The organism is Bifidobacterium gallicum DSM 20093 = LMG 11596 (genome assembly GCF_000741205.1).
Classification (GTDB): Bacteria; Actinomycetota; Actinomycetes; order Actinomycetales; family Bifidobacteriaceae; genus Bifidobacterium; species Bifidobacterium gallicum.
The window spans coordinates 35,689-54,505 of the sequence record NZ_JGYW01000002.1 but is presented as its reverse complement, the minus strand read 5'-3'; the positions used below and the strand labels follow the sequence as shown (position 1 = coordinate 54,505).

Below are 18,817 nucleotides of genomic sequence, written 5' to 3'. Positions count from 1 at the left end.
GGACGGTTGAAGCACACCCACCTACGGAGGTACGTACATGGAGGCCAAGCCCGAAGTCGCGGTGATCATGGGATCCGCAAGTGACTGGGAAACGATGAAGCACGCATGCGCGATGCTCGACCAATTCGGCGTGCCCTATATGAAACAAGTGGTCTCAGCGCACCGCACGCCGGAACTGATGGCCGAATTCGCCCACGGTGCACGCCAAGCCGGCATCAAAGTAATCATTGCGGGAGCCGGTGGCGCCGCCCATCTGCCAGGCATGGTCGCCGCCCAAACCACACTGCCCGTGATTGGCGTGCCCGTACAATCGCGAGCATTATCGGGACTCGACTCGCTGCTGTCGATTGTGCAAATGCCAGGCGGCATTCCCGTAGCGACCACAGCGATCGGCAAGTCGGGCGCAACAAACGCGGGCCTGCTGGCCGTCAGCATGCTGAGCATGACGGACACGGCACTCGCGCAGCAACTGGACGCATATCGTGAAGAACTCAAGCGGAAAGTGGATGAATCGAATGCCGAGCTTGTCTGAAGAAACGAACGGCGCAGTGACCATGCTGCAACCAGGCGCCGTGATCGGCATCGTCGGCGGCGGACAACTGGGCCGCATGATGGCGCTGTCGGCACGCTACATGGGACTGAACGTGGGTGTGCTCGACCCCACACCGAACTGCCCAGCCGCACAAGTCGCCGATTTCCAAGTCACCGCCGACTACGACGACCATGCCGCAATCCGCGAACTGGCCGAACGCAGCGACGTGCTGACCTACGAATTTGAAAACGTCGACGCCGACGCTCTCGACGCCGTACGCGACATCGTGGCGATCCCACAAGGCACGGACCTGCTCAGGGTAACCCAGAACCGCATCGCCGAAAAAACGTTCATCAACGAACACGGTATTGAGACGGCACCCTGGCGTGCCGTAAACAACCGGGCGCAACTCGACGAAGCGCTCGCCGAACTCGGATATCCGGCCGTATTGAAAACGGCCGAGGGCGGCTATGACGGCCACGGCCAGATCGTGTTGCGCGGACCTGATGATTTGGCGCAGGTATGGGCGGATGACGAGTTCCCGCAAGCGATTCTTGAAGGATTCGTGGATTTCGCATTCGAAGCGTCAGTGCTCGTGTCGGGCAATGGCGAACGTTATGTGACGTTCCCGATTGTGCGCAATATTCATCGCAACAATATTTTGCATATGACCTTGGCTCCAGCCCAAGTGGATGAAGCCGTGGCGGCCCAAGCCGAACGGTTGGCGCTCGCGTTGGCCGAAGGATTCCAGTTGGCTGGAACGTTGGCGATTGAACTGTTTGTGACTCCGGATGGTCGTGTGCTCGTCAATGAGCTGGCACCGCGGCCGCATAATTCAGGCCATTACACGATTGAAGCCTGCTCGTTTGATCAGTTTGACACGCATGTGCGCGGCATTGCGGGCTGGCCGTTGGCACAGCCTGAGTTGCTGCGGCCGGCCGTAATGGTCAATGTGCTGGGCCAGCATGTGGAAGGTGTGCAACAGGCTGCGGCCGAACAACCGCAATGGCATGTGCACGACTATGGCAAGGCTGAAGGTCGCACGAACCGCAAGATGGGCCATGTCACTGTGCTGTGTGATAATCCACAGACTGCAGCGCACGAGTTGGACAACACGGGCATTTGGCAGTAGCCCCGCAGCGTTGCCGGTGAACGACGGTGTGCGGCTGCGGCAGTGAACGGCGTCATATGGCGGAGGAATGCGAATGGTAGTACGGCGCACGAAGCAGCGTGATGCGATTGTGCAACAGCTGCAGGGCAACAGCCGGTTCATTTCGGCGCAGGAATTGCATGACCAGCTCGTGGAGGCTGGTCAGACAATCGGACTGGCCACGGTGTATCGCCAACTCAATGACCTCGTGGAATCGGGGGATGTGGACAGTGTGCAATTGGCTGGTGAACAGCTGTTCCGGCTATGTCAAAGTGAGGAACACCATCATCACATCATTTGCACGAGGTGCGGTCGCACCGTGCAGATTGAACCGCCGAGTGAAGCGTGGCTGCAAACGATTGCGCAACGCACGGGATACACAGTCGAGTCGCATACGCTGGAAGTGTTCGGGCTATGCCCTGAATGCCAGCAGCATGGTGGCGGCAACGCAGCCAATGCTGCATAACCACGATACTGTGGCGGCCATGTGACGGGTGCGTGCCATGTGAGGGATGCATGTGGCGCGCACTTCTTTATATGTTTATTGTTTATATGGCCGTTGCACTACTTGCGGCCATCGTAATTGAAGGTGGGAGCCACCTGATCAACAAGAGCGCTGCCGTACTCCGACTCGTCTTGAGGATAACGGAATATGCACGTGTAGACCGTGCCCTTGTGAACCAGCGTGCGTTCATACACGCAGTCATTGCCGTCATTCCAGGAAGCGACAGCAATGTCGTCCCCAAGATACGAATATGTCACCGCGTGGGTCGCTTGCAATGTATGCAAGATATCTTTGGGCGACTGTGGCGTGGTACGGGCCGACACGGTAATCAGCACGTCATGGTCACTGTTTGTGAATGACATAAGGCCAGCATCTTCTACTCCCCATGAACAATCATCAGGAATGGCGATGGAATATCCGTCGCTCGTATTGCGGTATGTGGTAGTCGTGGACGATGGTTTGGCGTTGCGGGCAGCCTCTTCTTGTTCTTTGTGCCGCGCTTGCTCTTCGGCTTCTTGACGTTCGGCACGGGCTTGCTTCTTGGTGTCGTCGTATGCGCTTTTTGCTGTGGTGTATGCGGATTGCAACTGCTCGTGGGCGTTGTTGAGCACCGTACGCTCATTGTCAAGTGTGCACGCAGTCTGACTCAATTGTGCGGTAGTTTCGTCGGCGAGGCATTGGAAACTTGTGGGCACGGCCACGGAATCATTGTAGGAATCCAGTGAGGATTGCAACGCTGCAAATGCTTGGGGCGCGCTGTCTGCCGACTTGGTATTGAGCAGGTCATTGACTTTGCTGACCAGCGACTCGTTGTCATTATAAGTTTGCGTATACGTCTGCAGCGCCGTGGTGCAAGCCGTCATTTGTTCCGTATGTTTGCGGGCTTGCGTGGTTTGCACCACAGCCCAAACGATGGCGCCGACGATTACGAGCGCCGCCACGATAATGACAGCAATGATGCGCGTAGGCAGGCGCTTGCTGGCACCGGGCGAAGGTGCTGTCGGTTGGAACGATGACGAGGGAACCGATGACGGCTGCGTCGATGGCGGTGCAGTTTGGGTTTGCCAATCAGCAGGTGGATACGGCTCATTGGATGAGGCTTGCGCTACCACAGTGTGGTCATAGGTGAGCCGAGCACCGCATGTTGTGCAAAACCGGGCGTTTTCCTCGACGGGTTGGCCGCATTGCGTACAAAACTGTGGTCCTCTGCTCATAATTTTTCATTGTAGAAAAATCAACGGACCCGTAGTGGTTGCTTTCCCTAGTTCTTGTGATGCTCCATACCGGTCGTAGCATGCCATAACGCACATGGTGCGCTCTGTGCAGCTTGTGTTTCGTCGGATTCGGTGACGGTGTGGGCTTGTGCGGCAGGTGCCGCTACGGCAAGTAGTGTTGCAGTAAGCAAAGAGGACGCTATTGTCTTCAATGTGCGCATGAATAATCCTGTTCTGTTGCGCCAATGCATAATTGAGGCAGCAGTATCCAACCTCGCCATGCCGAGGGGACAATTGCTCTGCATGTGGGCGGCCAAATTACATGGCAGCCCACATGGTGAGAGCGGTCATCGGCGCAGGATCGGGCGCCATGCATGCGGTAGCTATTGGCTGCACTATTTCAGCGAACTGAGCATCGAGGGGATTTGGCTGGCTTTCAGCCCTGGCAGATAGGCGCGCAAAATGGCGATGCCGATATTGGCCAATGCGGCGGAATCGGCGTAGCACAAATACACGGGCTTGCTGATGGGCTGGAACTTCTTTTTGAAGTTATACAGTGATTTAAACCCATAAGCCGGTTCGAGCATGTTGGCCACAAACGCCAACGAATGCTGCAGCATCGTGGTACCCGTCATGTTCGAATCGTCGTCGCTCGTCGCATCGGCAGGGGAGTCCAACCCTGTCAATGGGGCACCAGACAGACTGACGAACTCAATGAGCTGATCGGGGTTGTCTTCATCCCAATCATGCATGCGCTGGGCCATGCGTGCAATCAGGAATTCCATGATGCCATTGGGTGAATCGGTGCGATGGCGCATAAAGTCCAACGTCCACCCGATGACTTGGCCATCACGGTAGGTGGGCAGCCAGCTTGTGACACCTTGCACCACGCCGTCAGCATCAATGCAATACAGGATTTGCACGCGCGGATCCTTGAGCTCCTCAACGCCGCCAAGCGTGAACTTCATTTCGGGCAGTTCCTTGCCGGAACTCCATTGCTCGGAAATTTCCACAATCTGATCTTGCACATCCGCATCGCACTCATCCCATGTGGTGAACTCATCGACAATGCCCTCACGCTTGGCCTTGTTGATGGCCGTGCGGATATCTTGCCATTTCTTGCCCGTGGTTTTCCACGTGGTGGGGTCAATGATCATTTCCTCAGCGACTTTGAGCGAATGCCAGCCTTGCAACGCCAAATGGTCGCGGGCCTCTTGATGGACCGAATAGAACACGGGAGCCCATGAATGGTCTGAACTGAACCGTGCGAATTCATCGAGGTCATCCATCCATTCTTCCGGGTCGCCAAACGGTCCGGTGCAGGTCAATGCAATGCCGTTGAGTGCATGGTAGGCCACAGCAGAGCGACGCGTCGGGGAAAGCCAGTAGTCATTGCCTTCCCAGGTGGTCATGAAGCTCATTGATTCGCCGCCTTGCTCCACGAGCGACTCAGCCAAGTCGCGCGCCTTGCGGTCGGATTCGTCGGATGTATGCATCCAGCGCGCGGCGGCAATGACCATGACAACCCAGAACACCACGCCAATGCCTTGATACAGCAATGAGGCAAACCAAGTGACCGGGATGAAGCTCAAGCGTGAATGCGTCAGGAATCCCAACGGCATGAAACGGCTCGGCAAATCCGCAAGCAATCGGGCGAAACTGGGTTGCGGGAAGAACGTATCGCTCCAAATCGCGCCATATACGAGATACACGGCAGCACACACCACAAACGTGATTATGGTGATCAACGCGCCGGATCGCAATGCCTTGCGGTCCGTGCGAATGTTGAAATGGCGCAGTTCAATCCACAACGCGATGGCAAATGCCAACGGCACAATCGTATTGATCACACAATTGCTGATTGCGGTTGGCGTCAATTGCAGATCGACCGGCGTTCCGGGCTGCTGCATTGACAATGGTGCGAGCAAATAGTAATACAACGTGGCCAGCGCCGCGCACGATGACAATGTGATCGTGAAAATCGCGGCGGTGCGGCGCCCTTTGAGCAATCCCCACGACAGTATCAACAGCACCACGAGTGGCAGGAACGAATGCACAATGTTGCCAGGCATCGAGGTGCGCACAATTTCAAATTGTGTCATACATCCTTGCAATCGTTCGCCCAGCAAGCATTCGCGCAGCAACGTATGGCTGATGTCATCAGTATCCATGATCAACGCCATGGCCGTGAGCGGACCGGCATGCGAGCGTGAAGTCGTGGCCACAATCGGGCCAAGCGAAAGGATGATGCCGATGGCGCAGAAGATGCGGCGCACTTCGTAGCTGCTCGAATGCTGCCAATGCCATTGGTCGCGTTCCTTGGGAGGCCCGGCCATGATGCGGCCCAAAATCTGGCCGACAATGGCGGCCATCAACGCGCAATAGTCGCCGGGGTTGCCGCCGTAGAGCAACACCACGAGGATGGCGACGTAGCCGATGATGCGGATGCGCCGGCGCCACAATTGACCTGCGAATGCGGAAGCGGCCATCAATGTGCCAATGACGAGCACAACGGGGTTGAGTGTGAAGTGGATGCCGTTGACTGAATTGGTGTCGCCCAGCAGCATGCTGATACCGGCGCACAATGTCAACCCCAGCACGGTGCCAACGCCAGCGGCCACAATGCCGACCACGACGGTACGGATCTTGCCGAGCAATGGTTCGGCAATGCACAATACGAGCAAAATGAGCAGCGCATCCACTACGAGCTGGAACGCGGTGCGCGTCAGTATCAACGACGGCAGCAAGCGCGCCATGTCAAAATCGCTCAGCGTGGTGGACAGCATGCGGTATGGCAAGACACGATGCCGCATGGAAAACGACATGAACCATACGATGTTGATCAGGATGAACCCGGCCGTGGTCCACAGCGCAAACGCCTGTTCGTGACCCCATTGTTTGAGGTCGCTGATCAGCTGCAAACTCGCGGGGCTCAAACTTTTGCCGCGCCTGGGGCGCCTAGGCTGTCTAGGGCTCCTGGACTGCGTGGAATGCTGTGTGGCCTGCGACGTGCGTGCGGAATGGTCCTGGTGTTGTTCCCGCTTGGCATCCTGTGCCGGCAAATCATCGGTGGTGGCCGCCATCACCGCGGCCTGCACGCTATTGGCTGCCGCAGTAGTTGCGTCCGCGCGGTTTGCCGACGTGTCATGTTCCGCCGGCCCACTGGTTGCATGTGTCGTGTCGCTCATTGTTCCACCTCCAAAGCGGGAAAATCACTGATAGGTTGAGGGTTGTCGGACAGCCCTTGCCGTGCTGCGATCCACGGCAACGCCCACTCAAACACTTGGTTGACGGCTTTCCAGTTGTGGCCTGCATCCTTGGAGATGATGCGTGTCACGTGCATGCCGGCTTCACGCGCGGCTTGGGCCAACGGGTCGAGCACTTGTATGGCATCCTTGTCTTGGCTGCCTGCGGCAAGAATCAGCGTTTGATGCGAGGGTGCGTGGGCGCGCATCGCGTTGAGCGGCACTTGGCGCTCGTAGGCTGCATGGTCGCCGCCAAAGTCTTCGCGGATCATTTTGTCGACGCTGCCGCTGGTCTGCTGCAATTCACCGTCCACGGAAACCAACGTGCCAAACAGGTTCGCATGGTTCGGGCCCAGCGATACGGCGCAGGTGCCGCCTTGTGAGAACCCGCCCAACGTCCATTGAGATGCCTCAGTTTGGACAGGCAAATGTGTGCGGATCCAACGGGGCACGTCCACGGTCAGATACGTTTCGGCAGCCCCGTGCGTTTTTGTGTTCGCGCACATCGCGTTGATGTCGTCCGCGCCATTTTGGTCGGGCGAGACCACAATCGGTGCCAAACCCCCGTGCTGCTCGGCATACTTCGTCAACACCTCGACCGTGTTGCTTGCGCCAAAATAGCGCCCTGGAGAGCCCGGGTTTCCTGCCAGCATGACCATGACCGGTAGTTTTGGCGGATGCTTGGCGAATGCGGCCGGCGGCAACCACACTATTGCCGGGCGCGCTTTGAATCCCGAATCGGTGGCCGGAATTTCCACGGTGTATTGGCGTCCTTCATCGGGCATGCGCTGGCTATGGCCCGAGGCTTGTTGCTGTTTCCATTCGGCCACGCTGATCGTATGGCTGAGCGAAAGTTGCACGGAAGAGAAATTAAGATCATCGTCGTAGCCGAACACCGAACCGAGCGTCGTATACTCGCCGTACAACGAGTTGATCATGACGGCCGTCGACAGCAAGCTGACGGGCACGAGCAGTCCCGCCACAATCTTGCGCCACCCGGCCGCGCTGATCAACGCGGCCACGGCCCAGCCGAATACGGCCATACCCACGGCGAACGACGAAATCACATACCATCCCAAGCTCACGCCGAACGACATGCGCACGTCAGAGACCACATACGCGGCGATGAACGCGACGACTCCCGTGACCAGCGCCGCCACAATCTGCCGTCCCAGCCGGCCTCGCCGCTGCGTGGACAACTGACTGACCGCCAGTACAATCATCAGCACAACGCACACGGTATACACAGTGATCGGCAGCCAACCGTCCACAATGCGCACGGCATGCCAAGCCACCATGATCGCCTCCCGGATACTCTCCCAACCGTCGCGCCGCTTGCAAGAACAGGCGCGACGAAACGTTTACAGTCCCTACCATAGCGTTTCGTCGGCGAGTGGTCCCTCGGCGTAAGAACGCGCCGGGAAGGAGCGAGGAACAGGGGAGAAAAGGAAGGGCGCAACTGACGTCCAGTGACGTTCAGTTGCGCCCAACTTGCGCACGTTAGCGCGGCAACGTCATGAAATCCGTGTCCCTGAGATAGTGGTTGCCGGCGGTGATGTCATACTGGATCAGCTGGTAATCATGCAGCATGTCTTGCGTGGACTTGCTCATGTCAGCCACGCTCATCGGCTCACCTTGGGCATTCAAATAGATTGCTTGCCCTTCAGGAATACGGTCCCATCCCTGGATTTTATTGACGACGGGCGGTTCCATCGCGGCGATATGCGCGTGCATGCGCGTGAGGAACGCCAAATACGGTGACACTTTCGCGTCCGTCTGTGCTGCGACTTGTGCAATGAAATAGTTCGGCGACGTGTAGGCCGCGTCATCCAGCTTCGTGCCCTGGATTGGCTTGCCGTTGACTTCGCTGGCCTTGTTTGACCAAATAAAATAGTCCGTCAAATGCAAATCAATCGAGTTCTTCTCGTCCGCTCCGGCCGTCTTGTAAATGCCGGGCAGATGGTCGCCGTAAAACACGACGGTAATCGGTTTGTCAATCGAGTCAAGCTGCTTCAAAAACTCGATTGTCGCGTCGTCTGTCAGCTGCATGCCCTTGGCGTACGTTTCGATCGACTCGCGTTCACTGGCCGGCAGCTGGGCTGAGCCCGGCGTGTTCGTGGCCTTGAACGTGTTGTTGTTGTACCAGTTGTTATACGGCATGTGGTTCTGCATTGTGATCAGCTGGATGAACTGGCCGCCCTTGACGTCCTTGACCTGTTCAATCGTGCTCTGGTAGGCGGCCTCGTCCGACACGTACGGGGAGTGGTCGATCTTGTTTTGGTGGGCGATAATGTCCTTACCGTTTTCCCCAGACAGCGTGTAGAAGTGCGAGAATCCCATCTTCTTGTAGTTCTGCGCGCGCGAATACATCGAGGCTTCATACGGGTGCAAGCCAATCGAATCCACGGGCTTACCCCACAACTGGTTGACGGACGGCACCCAACTTGCGCCCGGCACGAGCTGCTGGTACGGGCTCGTCAGCGACGCGTCGAAATTGCACATCGACATGCCCGTTAGCCCCATGTATTCGAGGTTGGCCGTGCCGCCGCCGTATCCGCTCGAGAGCATCAGTCCGCTTGTGGTTTCGCCCTTGAGTGCGCGGATCTGCGGCATCGGGTCCGCGTTGAGCTGCACGCCCGGCACTCGCGTCGGGTCCGAGAATGATTCGGAGAGCACGTAAATCACTGTGGAATCGTTGAGGTTGGCGACACGGTTTTTATTGATTTCCGTGGCGACGTTGCTGTAGCGTGCCGCCACGTCGCGCATCGTCTGCTCGCTATACCCCTGGGGCTCATCCATGACTTTCGGGTTGATCTGACGTAGGAACGAAATCACGGGGCCGTTACGCTGTGCATCGTAGACTGCATCCCACATGCTTGGCGTGTCTCCCATGCCACGCGAGACATGGTAGGCCCAGGAATCCACAGTACCGACTTGCATCGCATACCCATACAATGCACCCAAGGGCAAGATGGTCAGCACAATGCGCGTGATGGCGGCCAACGCGTTGGTGCGTTTGGTGCGGCCGCGCACCATGGAGCCATGGCGCCCGTCAATGATGCTGAGCGCAATGGCACCCGCAATAATGACGGCAATCAGGGCGATGGCTATACCGATCATCAAGCCTGATCCCGGCGGCAGGAAGCTCATGATCGAACCCGTGTCGGATTTGAGGAAGCTCAAGTCGGACGGCATCAGCGGTTCGGTACGCACCTCGATTTTGATGCGCTCCACCACGGCCAGCACGATGGCCAACGACAGCAGTATGGGTGTGGCAATCCAGAACCGGTTCGTGACCATTAGCAACACCAGATAAATCAGTGCGACCACAATGATGTTGAACAGGAACACCATGTTGCCGTTGCCCATTTTGGCAATCATGTCCCACAGCGTGACGCGGTCGAGCGACGCGTTGCTGGCGGCTGCCGACACACCCCATTGCACAATGCCTACCGTGATGAGGTCAACAACAATGAACAACAGTGCATAGAGCCAGCCGGGGAAAGGGCGGCGCTGGCGACGCGCGCTGGCGCCTTGCGACTGCGACTGCGCGGCGCGGCGTCCGCTGGATTCGTGCGAGGTGTTCGACTCGGTGGGCTGGTGTTGCATATCGTCCTGCTTGGTGTTCTATCAGTTCTCTATCAGTTCGTGGGGCCGGGATGCTCGGGGGATGACCGGTCTTGTTCCTTGTGTGGTTCGTGCGACGGCTGCTTGCCTATGCCGCGCGAGGGCTTTTCCGTATGGTGGAAAGCGTAAAGGGTCAAACAACACCATTGTCCTACATAAGCCGACATTGGCTCATAGCTGCAACGCTGGTAAAGCGGGTCAGTGGTTGTGTGGTTGCGGGTGCTGGAAGCTGCACGGCGATGGCACGGGTGACATGATGAACCTTGATTGGGCGGGCGCGTTGCCTGCTGTTCTGCGCGGTTGCTTGGGCTGGCTGCCGCCCGGATTGCCGTTGGGGACATCATAGCATCAAACCCGTTTGCAAAAACGTTTTAGCGAATCGTGGAAATTTTGTTTGACGGGGGTATGGAGCGGCGTGTTTCCCAGATAGCGAAGCCTATAGTGTGTCACGACAGAGACTTCCTTCGAGTCCACTTGCACAGTCCAAAGGAGGACGACATGGCAGAGAAGATTATCCTCGATTGCGATCCGGGCCACGACGATGCGGTCGCCATTTTGCTGGCTGTTGCCAACCCGAACATTGATTTGTTGGGCGTGACCACAGTTGGCGGCAACGCTGCATTGGAGAAGTGCACGTATAACGCACGCGCCTGCCTGCAGCAGTACGGCGCCACCGATGTGCCCGTACATGCCGGCTGCGACCGTCCGCTCGTGCATCCGCTCGAGGTCGCCGATTACGTGCATGGCGAGACTGGCTTGGACGGTGCTGAACTGCCTGTGCCGACGCGTCCGTTGGACAAGGGCCATGCCGTCAACTGGATCATTGACACAATCATGAACAACGAGCCCGGCACGATTACGCTCGTGCCGACGGGACCGCTGACAAACATCGCAATGGCCATGCGCATGGAACCGCGTATCGTCGAACGCGTCAAGCAGGTCGTGCTTATGGGCGGCGGCTACCACACGGGCAACTGGAGCGCCGTAGCCGAATTCAACGTGAAGACTGATCCTGAGGCCGCGCACATCGTGTTTGCCGAAAAGGGTTGGAAAGTTACGATGATTGGCCTTGACCTGACACACCAAGCGTTGTGCACACCTGCGGTGCAGGGCCGCATTGATGAAATTGGCACGCCTACAGCCAAGTTTGTCTCCGAGCTCATGGACTTCTTCCGCAAGTCGTACCAGGACGCCGAAGAGTTCACTGATCCGCCTGTGCATGATCCGTGCACGGTGGCCTATCTGATTGACCCGTCGGTAATCACGACGCGTCGCGCTCCTGTGGAAGTCGAGCTGCGCGGTGACCTGACAGTGGGCATGACCGTGGCCGATTTGCGTGGACTCGAGCCTTCACCGGAAGAATGCAACACGCAGGTGGCCGTCAAGCTTGACTTTGACAAGTTCTGGAACCTCGTCATCGATGCCGTGAAGCGCATCGGCTGATTATAAACATCACACTTACTTTCCCTCCTGATACGCCGGCCACGGTAAAGTCCCGTGGCCGGCTTTTGTTGTTGTCGCATTTCTCGGGGCTTTGCCGTTTGCTGCTTCAGATGCCGTTTTCAGCGTGGGCTGTATGCGATGCGAGATGTGTTGTAACTGTATACAGTGGAAGAGGTAGGTATGAGCATGTGATGCATCCGTGGCATGCATGACATTGGCAGGGGCGATGAATATGGACGCAGAACAGCCGGCGAATAACCGTGAATCGATTGACATTGAAAGCCCCGAAGGGCTCATCGGCGACCAGCAGTTTGCCGCCGTGCTCGATGGCATGCAACTGTGGCTGGCGCTCGCACAATATGCGCAAGTCGAACCAAGCGCTCAACAGGCCCAACTCGCTCAACAATGGAGTGAAGAACAGTTGCATGCCGTGGGCGAGTATCTGCAACGACTGGATTCTCCCGCGCGAGAGTGGATACTGCGCGTAGCCGAGGAAAGCGCCGACCTGCTGAACCGCTACCCACCTCAACGGCCTATCCGGTGACAACTGTTCGCTGGAAGCTAGGAATTGAATTGGGCGGCACGCTTACGGTATCGGGTGGCGTTATCACGTCGGGCCCCGTACGCCCATGATGCCGTCATTTCACGGCTTTACCAGCCGCCAGCATCTGGTCGAACATGGAGCTCGTCTGCTGGAAATCGCTGGGCAGCACCACAGTGGAGGCCCTGCCGTTATGCGCGAATTCGCCCATCATGTCGGTCCATTGTGTGAATGCGAACAGCTCATTGGCTTCTTGCGAGGTCACCCCGGCTTCCTGGATTGTCGAGAGTGAATCCTTGATGCCTTGGGCGATGGCCTTGCGCTGTTCGGCAATGCCGCGGCCCGCTTCCTTCATCGCGTCGGCACGGGCTGTGGCTTCGGTGACCACGCGGATTTTCTCCGCTTCGGCACGCGATTGTGTCGCGATTTTCTCACGTTCAGCCGCATTGATCGAGTTCATCGCGTTTTCCACATCCGCAGGCAAGCCGATCGACTGGATCAGTGTGCCGACCACTTCATAGCCGTACTGGATCATATGGTTGGCCACTTGGCGGCGCACACTCTCGGCGATGGCGTCTTTCTCATCGAACACCGAATCGAGATTGAACTGCGGCACTGTGGAACGCAGCGCGTCAACGATGTAGCTTTTCATCTGATCTTCAGGATCAGCCAGCGCATAATAGCTGCGGTAAATGCCGCTATCCATAATGTGCCGTCCCGGCTGCTGGGACACGCGATACTGCACGGCCACGGTCATCGTGATTGTGACGTTGTCTTTGGTCTTGGCCGACAAATCAAATTTGTCTTGCATCGTGCGCAATTCGACGTGTTTCACAATGCGGTCAATCAGCGGAATACGCGCGTGGATACCCGCTCCAACGATGCGGTGGAACTTGCCGAAACGTTCGATGATATCGACTGTTTGCTGTTGGACCACAAAGATGGATGAGGCGAGAAGCCAGATAATCAGTAGAAGAATGATGGCCACATAAATCACAGAGGCGACCATGATGAGGTTCCTTTCTGAAGAACTCGTGAGCCCACAATAGACACTCACAAAAGTTCACTATATGAGATAGGAGGAGGTTCGGGGTGATGGTGTCTCAGCTCCCGGAACCGGACCGCGGTTCCTCCAAACGGCTTCATAACGCCATTTGGCGCACGGCACAAGAGGATTCAGCGCTTTAGACTGGCCATACCAATCATGATTCACCATCCGTAGCGCTCACCGCATAGCAACAGCCACCGGTAGAGTGCCGGACGCCACGCATGGAACCAGAAAAGAGTGCGCAATGAATACTGAGGTCCGCGACAGCCATACGATCGCCATTGGCCCGCATCACCACGGGGCGTTGCGCCATGCGCATCTTGACCGCACGGCCATCAGTCCCTACGACTGCTATTGCGACGGCTACGGCATGCCAGGAGCCTATGGCAACGGTTACGTGAACATCCTCAAAGTCAGCAGCGGCGTGGTCGACAAAACCGATGACGCGCTGATTGACGGCATCGTGACCTATGACAAAGCCGAATGTGCCGACGCCTATGTGGGCCAAATCAACATGTTGACGGCATCGTCATTCTGCGGCATCATGGGCCAAATCTGGGGGCATGACCTGGCCGTGCATGACGATATCCGCAACAACCGCATCACGCCGTTGTTTACCGCACGCCAATTCAACGGTTCCGAACTGCCCGTCTACGACGCCAAACCATTGATCGACGCCGGCATCGAACTGTTTGGCACGGACCAGGAACGCCGCTATCATCCGGCACCCGGAGCCCATGTCATTTGCGCCAACAAAGGCGTAACGGCCTACCGGCCGAAGAACGACCGTGCGCTCGAAGAGGGCGAAGGCTATGGCGTATGGTCGTTCATCGCGATTTCACTGTCAAACGACCGCGACTACTGCGCCGACCTGTTCATTGAGGACGCTGGCGTGTGGACCGAAAACGACAACGAAGACGACCTCAAGGCCTATCTGGATCAGCATCGCAAAGAAATCGTCTGGTCGGTCGTCGAATGCGGCCGCGACTCGGGCGTGCTATTCGAACGTACGTATGTGGGCTACAGCTACAAAATGATGAAACCAAACCAAATCGGCAACGCAATCACCGTAGGCCCATACGTCACATTGGCCCGCAACGCCGTACCCGATGCAGGCTTCAGCGCACTCAACTCGATGACAATCAACGAATGGCTCCAGACCCAAGGTTTTGCATCGCTCACCGGATTGCAGTGAGCGCCGCCACAGCACCATATGGTCGCCCATCGCGTTACCATCACTAGGCACCGCTCGCACCACCCATGCGCACACGCCATATTTTCGTCCATTGGACAGCAGATAGGAAGGCAGATCATGCCCATGCCATCATCCGCAGCATCACATGCCAGCACATCCAGTGGCGAACTCGCACATACACAGGCCGCTGGAGCGTCACCGACCGCCACACGGCAAACCCAGGCTTCGGCCCAACCTGGCCAGACGAAGAAAGTCGGCCTAATCGGGTTGGTGGGCATTGTCATATCGGCCATGGTCGGTGGTGGCATTTTCAACCTGCCGCAAAACATGTCGGCGGACGCATCGGCTGGCGGACAGATCATCGCTTGGGTGATTACGGGCATTGGCATGTGGTTCATCGCCAACACGTTCCGCATCCTGTCGGCCGCACGCCCAGACATGAAAGACGGTTTGTACGCCTATGCCTACCACGGGTTTGGCAAGTACGTCGGTTTCCTGATTTCCTACGGTTACTGGTTATGCAACTGTTTTTCGTTGGTGGCCTATGGCGTGCTGATCATGTCGACACTCGACTTGTTCTTCCCGGGCAAGTTCACAGGCGGCAACAACCTGGCATCAATCATTGGCGGCTCATTGATTCTGTGGATCATGGTGTTGCTGGCATTGCGCGGCGCCAAATCAGGCGCATTCCTGAACCTCATCGGCACCGTTTGCAAGATTGCGCCCGTGCTCGTGTTCATTGTGGCAATGATGACGGTGTTCAAGTTCTCACAGTTCGTCATCGGGTTTTGGGGTGTGAGCCAGTCGGGCGTGCCGCTGCATTTTGAATTCGGCAATGTGATGAAGCAAGTGTCGAGCACGATGCTCGTCACGTTATGGCTGTTCCTTGGCATTGAAGGCGCTGTGGTCATCTCGGGGGAGGCACGCAGCCAAAAGGATGTATCCAAAGCCACCACCATCGGGTATTTGACAGTGCTCATCGTCTATGTGCTCGTCTCACTGTTGCCGTTGGGCGTGGATGGCTACCGTGACATTGGCGCGATGCAGAATCCGTCGATGGCCGTGCTCATGGCACAGAAGGTTGGCCAATGGGGATCCGACTTGGTCAATGTAGGCATCATCATTTCCGTGTTGTCGGCTTGGCTCGTATGGATGATCATGCTCGGCCAGATGCCGATGTATGCGGCCCGCGACGGCATTTTCCCGGAGTCGTTCGCCAAGCAGAACAAGCATGGCGCCCCGTCCACAGCGTTGATTTGGACGGCCATTATTACGCAGGTCATTTTTGTGATCTGCCTGTTCGTCAAAGGCAGTGCCTGGAACACGCTGATTTCCATCACTTCAGTCATGGCGATGCCATGTTATTTGCTGTGCTGCGTGTTCCTCTGGAAGATTGCGCTCAAGGAACCATGGCCCACCACCATCCGCTTCTCCAAGCGTAACGGCCTGATCACAGGCGTCCTCGGCACCGTGTTCGCGTTGTATCTTGTGTATTCAGCCGGTCTGCATTATTTAATGATCGCCTGCATCCTGTACGCAATCGGTCTGCCACTGTTCATCGTGAGCCGTCGTGAACACGCCAAAGGTACGAAATTGCTTGACCTGTTTACCAAATGGGAGAAGATTCTCGTCGTCATCGTACTCGTGGCCGCAGTGGCCGGCATCGTCGTGACAATCCTCTACTTTGTCCACTGAACTGCACTGTTGGTATCTGTGCTGTTGATAGCAGAAAAGGGGTTCCGCGCTTATCGCGGGACCCCTTTCAACTATCAACAGAACTGTTGCGTTCAGCCCTTCAGCGCTTTGGCGCCAATGTCGTGACGGTAGAACATGCCGGGCACCTGTTCGGGAATCAGCTCGTAGACTTTGCGCTGCGCTTGCGCCAACGTGGGGGCTTTCGTCTGCACAAACATCACGCGGCCCGAATTGCCAACGAGTCCCGTTTCGTTCTCTTGTGCATCCTTGCCGGCCACGGCCACGCCCGCGTAGTAGACATGCGAATCGTCGTCCACGGCGATGTCTGGCACGGCGGCTCCCTTGATCACGTCCTCGGGGTAGCCGTCCGACGCGAGCACGACGCCGAGCGTTGCGGCCGACTCGTCCCACGTGAACTCGGGCTCTTTACCGACGAGCAGATCGTTGATCGCCATCGCCAGGTCGCTTGTGAGCAGCGGCAGCACGACTTCCGTTTCCGGGTCGCCGAACCGCGCGTTGAACTCGATGACTTTCGGACCATCCGCGGTCGCGATCAGACCCGCGTACAGGATGCCAGTGAACGGGATGCCGTCCGCATCCATCGCTTCAACAGTCGGCTTGACAATCGTCTCGATCGCTTCATCAACCACGCTTTGTGGAATCTGCGGCACGGGGGAGTAGGCGCCCATGCCGCCCGTGTTCGGGCCTTCATCGTTGTCGTAGGCGCGCTTGTGATCCTGTGAGATTGGCATCGGCCAGAACTTCGTACCGTGCACAAAGCTCATGAGTGAGAATTCCTGACCTTCCAGGAACTCCTCAATCACGACTTTGGCGCCGGCGATACCGAACTTGTGGTCGAGGAAAATGTCGTTGAGTGCGTCGATGGCCGTCTGCTCGTCCATCGCCACAGTCACGCCCTTGCCTGCGGCCAGACCATCGGCTTTGATCACGATTGGCGCGCCATGTTCGCGCACGTAGGCCACGGCCGGTTCCAGCTCGGAGAACGTCGCGTACGCTGCGGTGGGAATGTTGTGGCGTTCCATGAGACGCTTGGCGAAATCTTTGGATCCCTCAATTTGTGCGGCCTGCTTGCTCGGTCCGAACGCCGGGATGCCGGCTTCGGCCAGCGAGTCGACGATGCCTTCAATCAGCGGCACTTCCGGCCCCACAAACACCCAGTCGTATCCGTTGTTTTGCACGAACTCGATGATGCCGGCCTGATTTTTGGGGTTGAGATTGACCACGCGCAGTCCGTCGCGCTCCATGCCCGGGTTTCCGGGCACCACGGCCACTTCACTCACGTGGTCCGAGGCCAGCAGCGTGCTGGCTATCGTGTGCTCGCGTGCTCCCGAACCGATCACGAGGATCTTCATGATATTGACTTCCGTTCTGCCACTGTTGGCGTTGATCCGAATAGTAGGGGATTGGTTGCGTACTGCCGGCTCAACGCCAGCAGGTGTGCCATGCACAGGAGTTGCCAAGGCCAACAAACCTGCATACAGTCCGTGCGCATGGCAGGGAACGCTTACTCGGTGAATTCCACGTCGTCGTCTGTTTTGGCCACGACTTCACCAATGCGGTAGCCTTGCTCACCATTGGCTTCGAGCAATGCCAACACTTCGTCGGCGCGGTCGGCTGGCACAGCCACAACCATGCCGGCGCCCATGTTGAAGATATTGAACATTTCCATATGGTCAATCTGACCGGCTTGCTCGATCACCTTGAAAATCGGTGGCACAGGCCACGTGCCGAGTTCGATGCGCACGGCCAAACCGTCCGGGATCATGCGCGGAATGTTCTCAATGAACCCGCCACCCGTGATGTGGGCCACACCCTTGACGGCGCCCGCGGCGAACAACGGCTTCAATGCTTTGACGTAAATCTTCGTGGGTGTCAACAGCACATCACCAAGCTTGGCGCCATCCAACGCTTCCAGCTCGGTGTCCACGGTGTATCCGGCCTGCTCGAACAGCGCTTTGCGCACGAGTGAGAATCCGTTGGAATGCACGCCTGTGCTCGGCAACGCGATCAGCACGTCACCGGCCGTGATGTCCGAACCGTCCACAATCTGCGAACGCTCGGCCACACCAACCGCAAATCCCGCCAAATCGTATTCGTCGGCGTCATACATGCCTGGCATTTCGGCTGTTTCGCCGCCAATCAACGCGGCTTCGGCTTGCACGCAGCCGTCGGCCACTCCGGCAACGACTTGTTCCAGTACGGCCGGTTCGTTCTTGCCGCAGGCGATGTAGTCGAGGAAGAACAGGGGCTGTGCGCCTTGGGCCGCAATGTCGTTGACACACATGGCCACGCAGTCCACGCCGATCGTGTTGTGCTTGTCCATGAGCTTGGCGATGACGAGTTTGGTACCCACGCCATCAGTACCCGAGATGAGTACCGGTTCCTTGTAGCCGAGCGAAGCGAGGTCGAACAGGCCGCCGAATCCGCCGATGCCGCCCACCACTCCGGGACGGTTCGTGCGTTCGACGTGCTGCTTGATGCGCTGCACGACTTCGTATCCTGCTTCGACGCTGACGCCAGCGTCTTCATAGGCCTGAGGCATGTTGGTCCTTTCCGGCAGTTTCCTGCCAATTGTTCGGCACCGGGGTGCTCGTATTGCAA

At 57.5% G+C, this 18,817-nt stretch carries 14 protein-coding genes; 7 read left to right on the top strand and 7 right to left on the bottom strand.

Features of this window, described 5'->3' with window-relative positions:
• Positions 1–37 precede the first annotated feature (37 nt).
• The 3 genes from purE to BGLCM_RS01080 all read left to right on the top strand — a co-directional run bounded on the left by purE (position 38) and on the right by BGLCM_RS01080 (position 2,148).
• Positions 38–532 (top strand): 5-(carboxyamino)imidazole ribonucleotide mutase, encoded by a 495-nt coding sequence (gene purE / locus BGLCM_RS01090; protein WP_006295030.1) that lies wholly within the window; start codon positions 38–40, stop codon positions 530–532.
• Entirely contained in the window at positions 516–1,664 is a 1,149-nt protein-coding gene (purK, locus tag BGLCM_RS01085) for a 5-(carboxyamino)imidazole ribonucleotide synthase (protein ID WP_006295029.1), read from the top strand. Before purE ends, purK begins: the two co-directional genes overlap by 17 nt.
• A 73-nt stretch (positions 1,665–1,737) precedes the next feature.
• The gene (locus tag BGLCM_RS01080; protein WP_006295028.1) at positions 1,738–2,148 is read left to right on the top strand and encodes a Fur family transcriptional regulator; all 411 of its coding nucleotides are present in this window, start codon (positions 1,738–1,740) and stop codon (positions 2,146–2,148) included.
• A 98-nt stretch (positions 2,149–2,246) separates the two neighbouring features.
• On the opposite strand, the gene BGLCM_RS01075 is transcribed toward BGLCM_RS01080, so the two are convergent.
• The 4 genes from BGLCM_RS01075 to BGLCM_RS01060 all read right to left on the bottom strand — a co-directional run bounded on the left by BGLCM_RS01075 (position 2,247) and on the right by BGLCM_RS01060 (position 10,255).
• Complete coding sequence (locus BGLCM_RS01075) at positions 2,247–3,401, bottom strand: zinc-ribbon domain-containing protein (protein ID WP_081450396.1); 1,155 nt, start codon at positions 3,399–3,401, stop codon at positions 2,247–2,249.
• Between the two features lie 395 nt (positions 3,402–3,796).
• Positions 3,797–6,589: a bifunctional lysylphosphatidylglycerol flippase/synthetase MprF gene (locus BGLCM_RS01070; protein ID WP_006295025.1), complete on the bottom strand. Its 2,793-nt coding sequence runs from the start codon at positions 6,587–6,589 to the stop codon at positions 3,797–3,799.
• Entirely contained in the window at positions 6,586–7,944 is a 1,359-nt protein-coding gene (locus BGLCM_RS01065) for an alpha/beta hydrolase (protein WP_006295024.1), read from the bottom strand. Before BGLCM_RS01065 ends, BGLCM_RS01070 begins: the two co-directional genes overlap by 4 nt.
• Positions 7,945–8,146: 202 nt before the next feature.
• Positions 8,147–10,255, bottom strand: coding sequence for an alkaline phosphatase family protein (locus BGLCM_RS01060; protein ID WP_006295023.1), 2,109 nt, complete (start codon positions 10,253–10,255; stop codon positions 8,147–8,149).
• A gap of 516 nt (positions 10,256–10,771) precedes the next feature.
• Here BGLCM_RS01060 and uriH point away from each other — a divergent pair.
• Both uriH and BGLCM_RS01050 read left to right on the top strand, forming a co-directional pair.
• Positions 10,772–11,716: a uridine-preferring nucleoside hydrolase UriH gene (gene uriH / locus BGLCM_RS01055; RefSeq protein ID WP_044084447.1), complete on the top strand. Its 945-nt coding sequence runs from the start codon at positions 10,772–10,774 to the stop codon at positions 11,714–11,716.
• Positions 11,717–11,942: 226 nt separating this feature from the next.
• A complete protein-coding gene (locus tag BGLCM_RS01050) occupies positions 11,943–12,260 on the top strand; it encodes a hypothetical protein (RefSeq protein ID WP_148401442.1) in 318 nt (105 codons plus the stop codon).
• Positions 12,261–12,354: 94 nt separating this feature from the next.
• Here BGLCM_RS01050 and BGLCM_RS01045 read toward each other — a convergent pair whose 3' ends face one another.
• Complete coding sequence (locus BGLCM_RS01045) at positions 12,355–13,266, bottom strand: SPFH domain-containing protein (protein WP_006295019.1); 912 nt, start codon at positions 13,264–13,266, stop codon at positions 12,355–12,357.
• Between the two features lie 283 nt (positions 13,267–13,549).
• On the opposite strand from BGLCM_RS01045, the gene hdcA reads away from it, so the two are divergent.
• Positions 13,550–14,500, top strand: a complete 951-nt coding sequence (gene hdcA, locus BGLCM_RS01040; protein WP_006295018.1) for a histidine decarboxylase, pyruvoyl type — start codon at positions 13,550–13,552, stop codon at positions 14,498–14,500.
• Positions 14,501–14,617: 117 nt separating this feature from the next.
• Positions 14,618–16,195 (top strand): basic amino acid/polyamine antiporter, encoded by a 1,578-nt coding sequence (locus BGLCM_RS01035; RefSeq protein ID WP_238548606.1) that lies wholly within the window; start codon positions 14,618–14,620, stop codon positions 16,193–16,195.
• Positions 16,196–16,287: 92 nt separating this feature from the next.
• Here the strand turns inward: BGLCM_RS01035 and purD are convergent, their stop codons facing one another.
• Both purD and purM read right to left on the bottom strand, forming a co-directional pair.
• Positions 16,288–17,568, bottom strand: a complete 1,281-nt coding sequence (purD, locus tag BGLCM_RS01030; RefSeq protein WP_006295016.1) for a phosphoribosylamine--glycine ligase — start codon at positions 17,566–17,568, stop codon at positions 16,288–16,290.
• 152 nt (positions 17,569–17,720) lie between these two features.
• Positions 17,721–18,758, bottom strand: a complete 1,038-nt coding sequence (gene purM, locus BGLCM_RS01025; RefSeq protein ID WP_006295015.1) for a phosphoribosylformylglycinamidine cyclo-ligase — start codon at positions 18,756–18,758, stop codon at positions 17,721–17,723.
• Positions 18,759–18,817 lie beyond the last annotated feature (59 nt).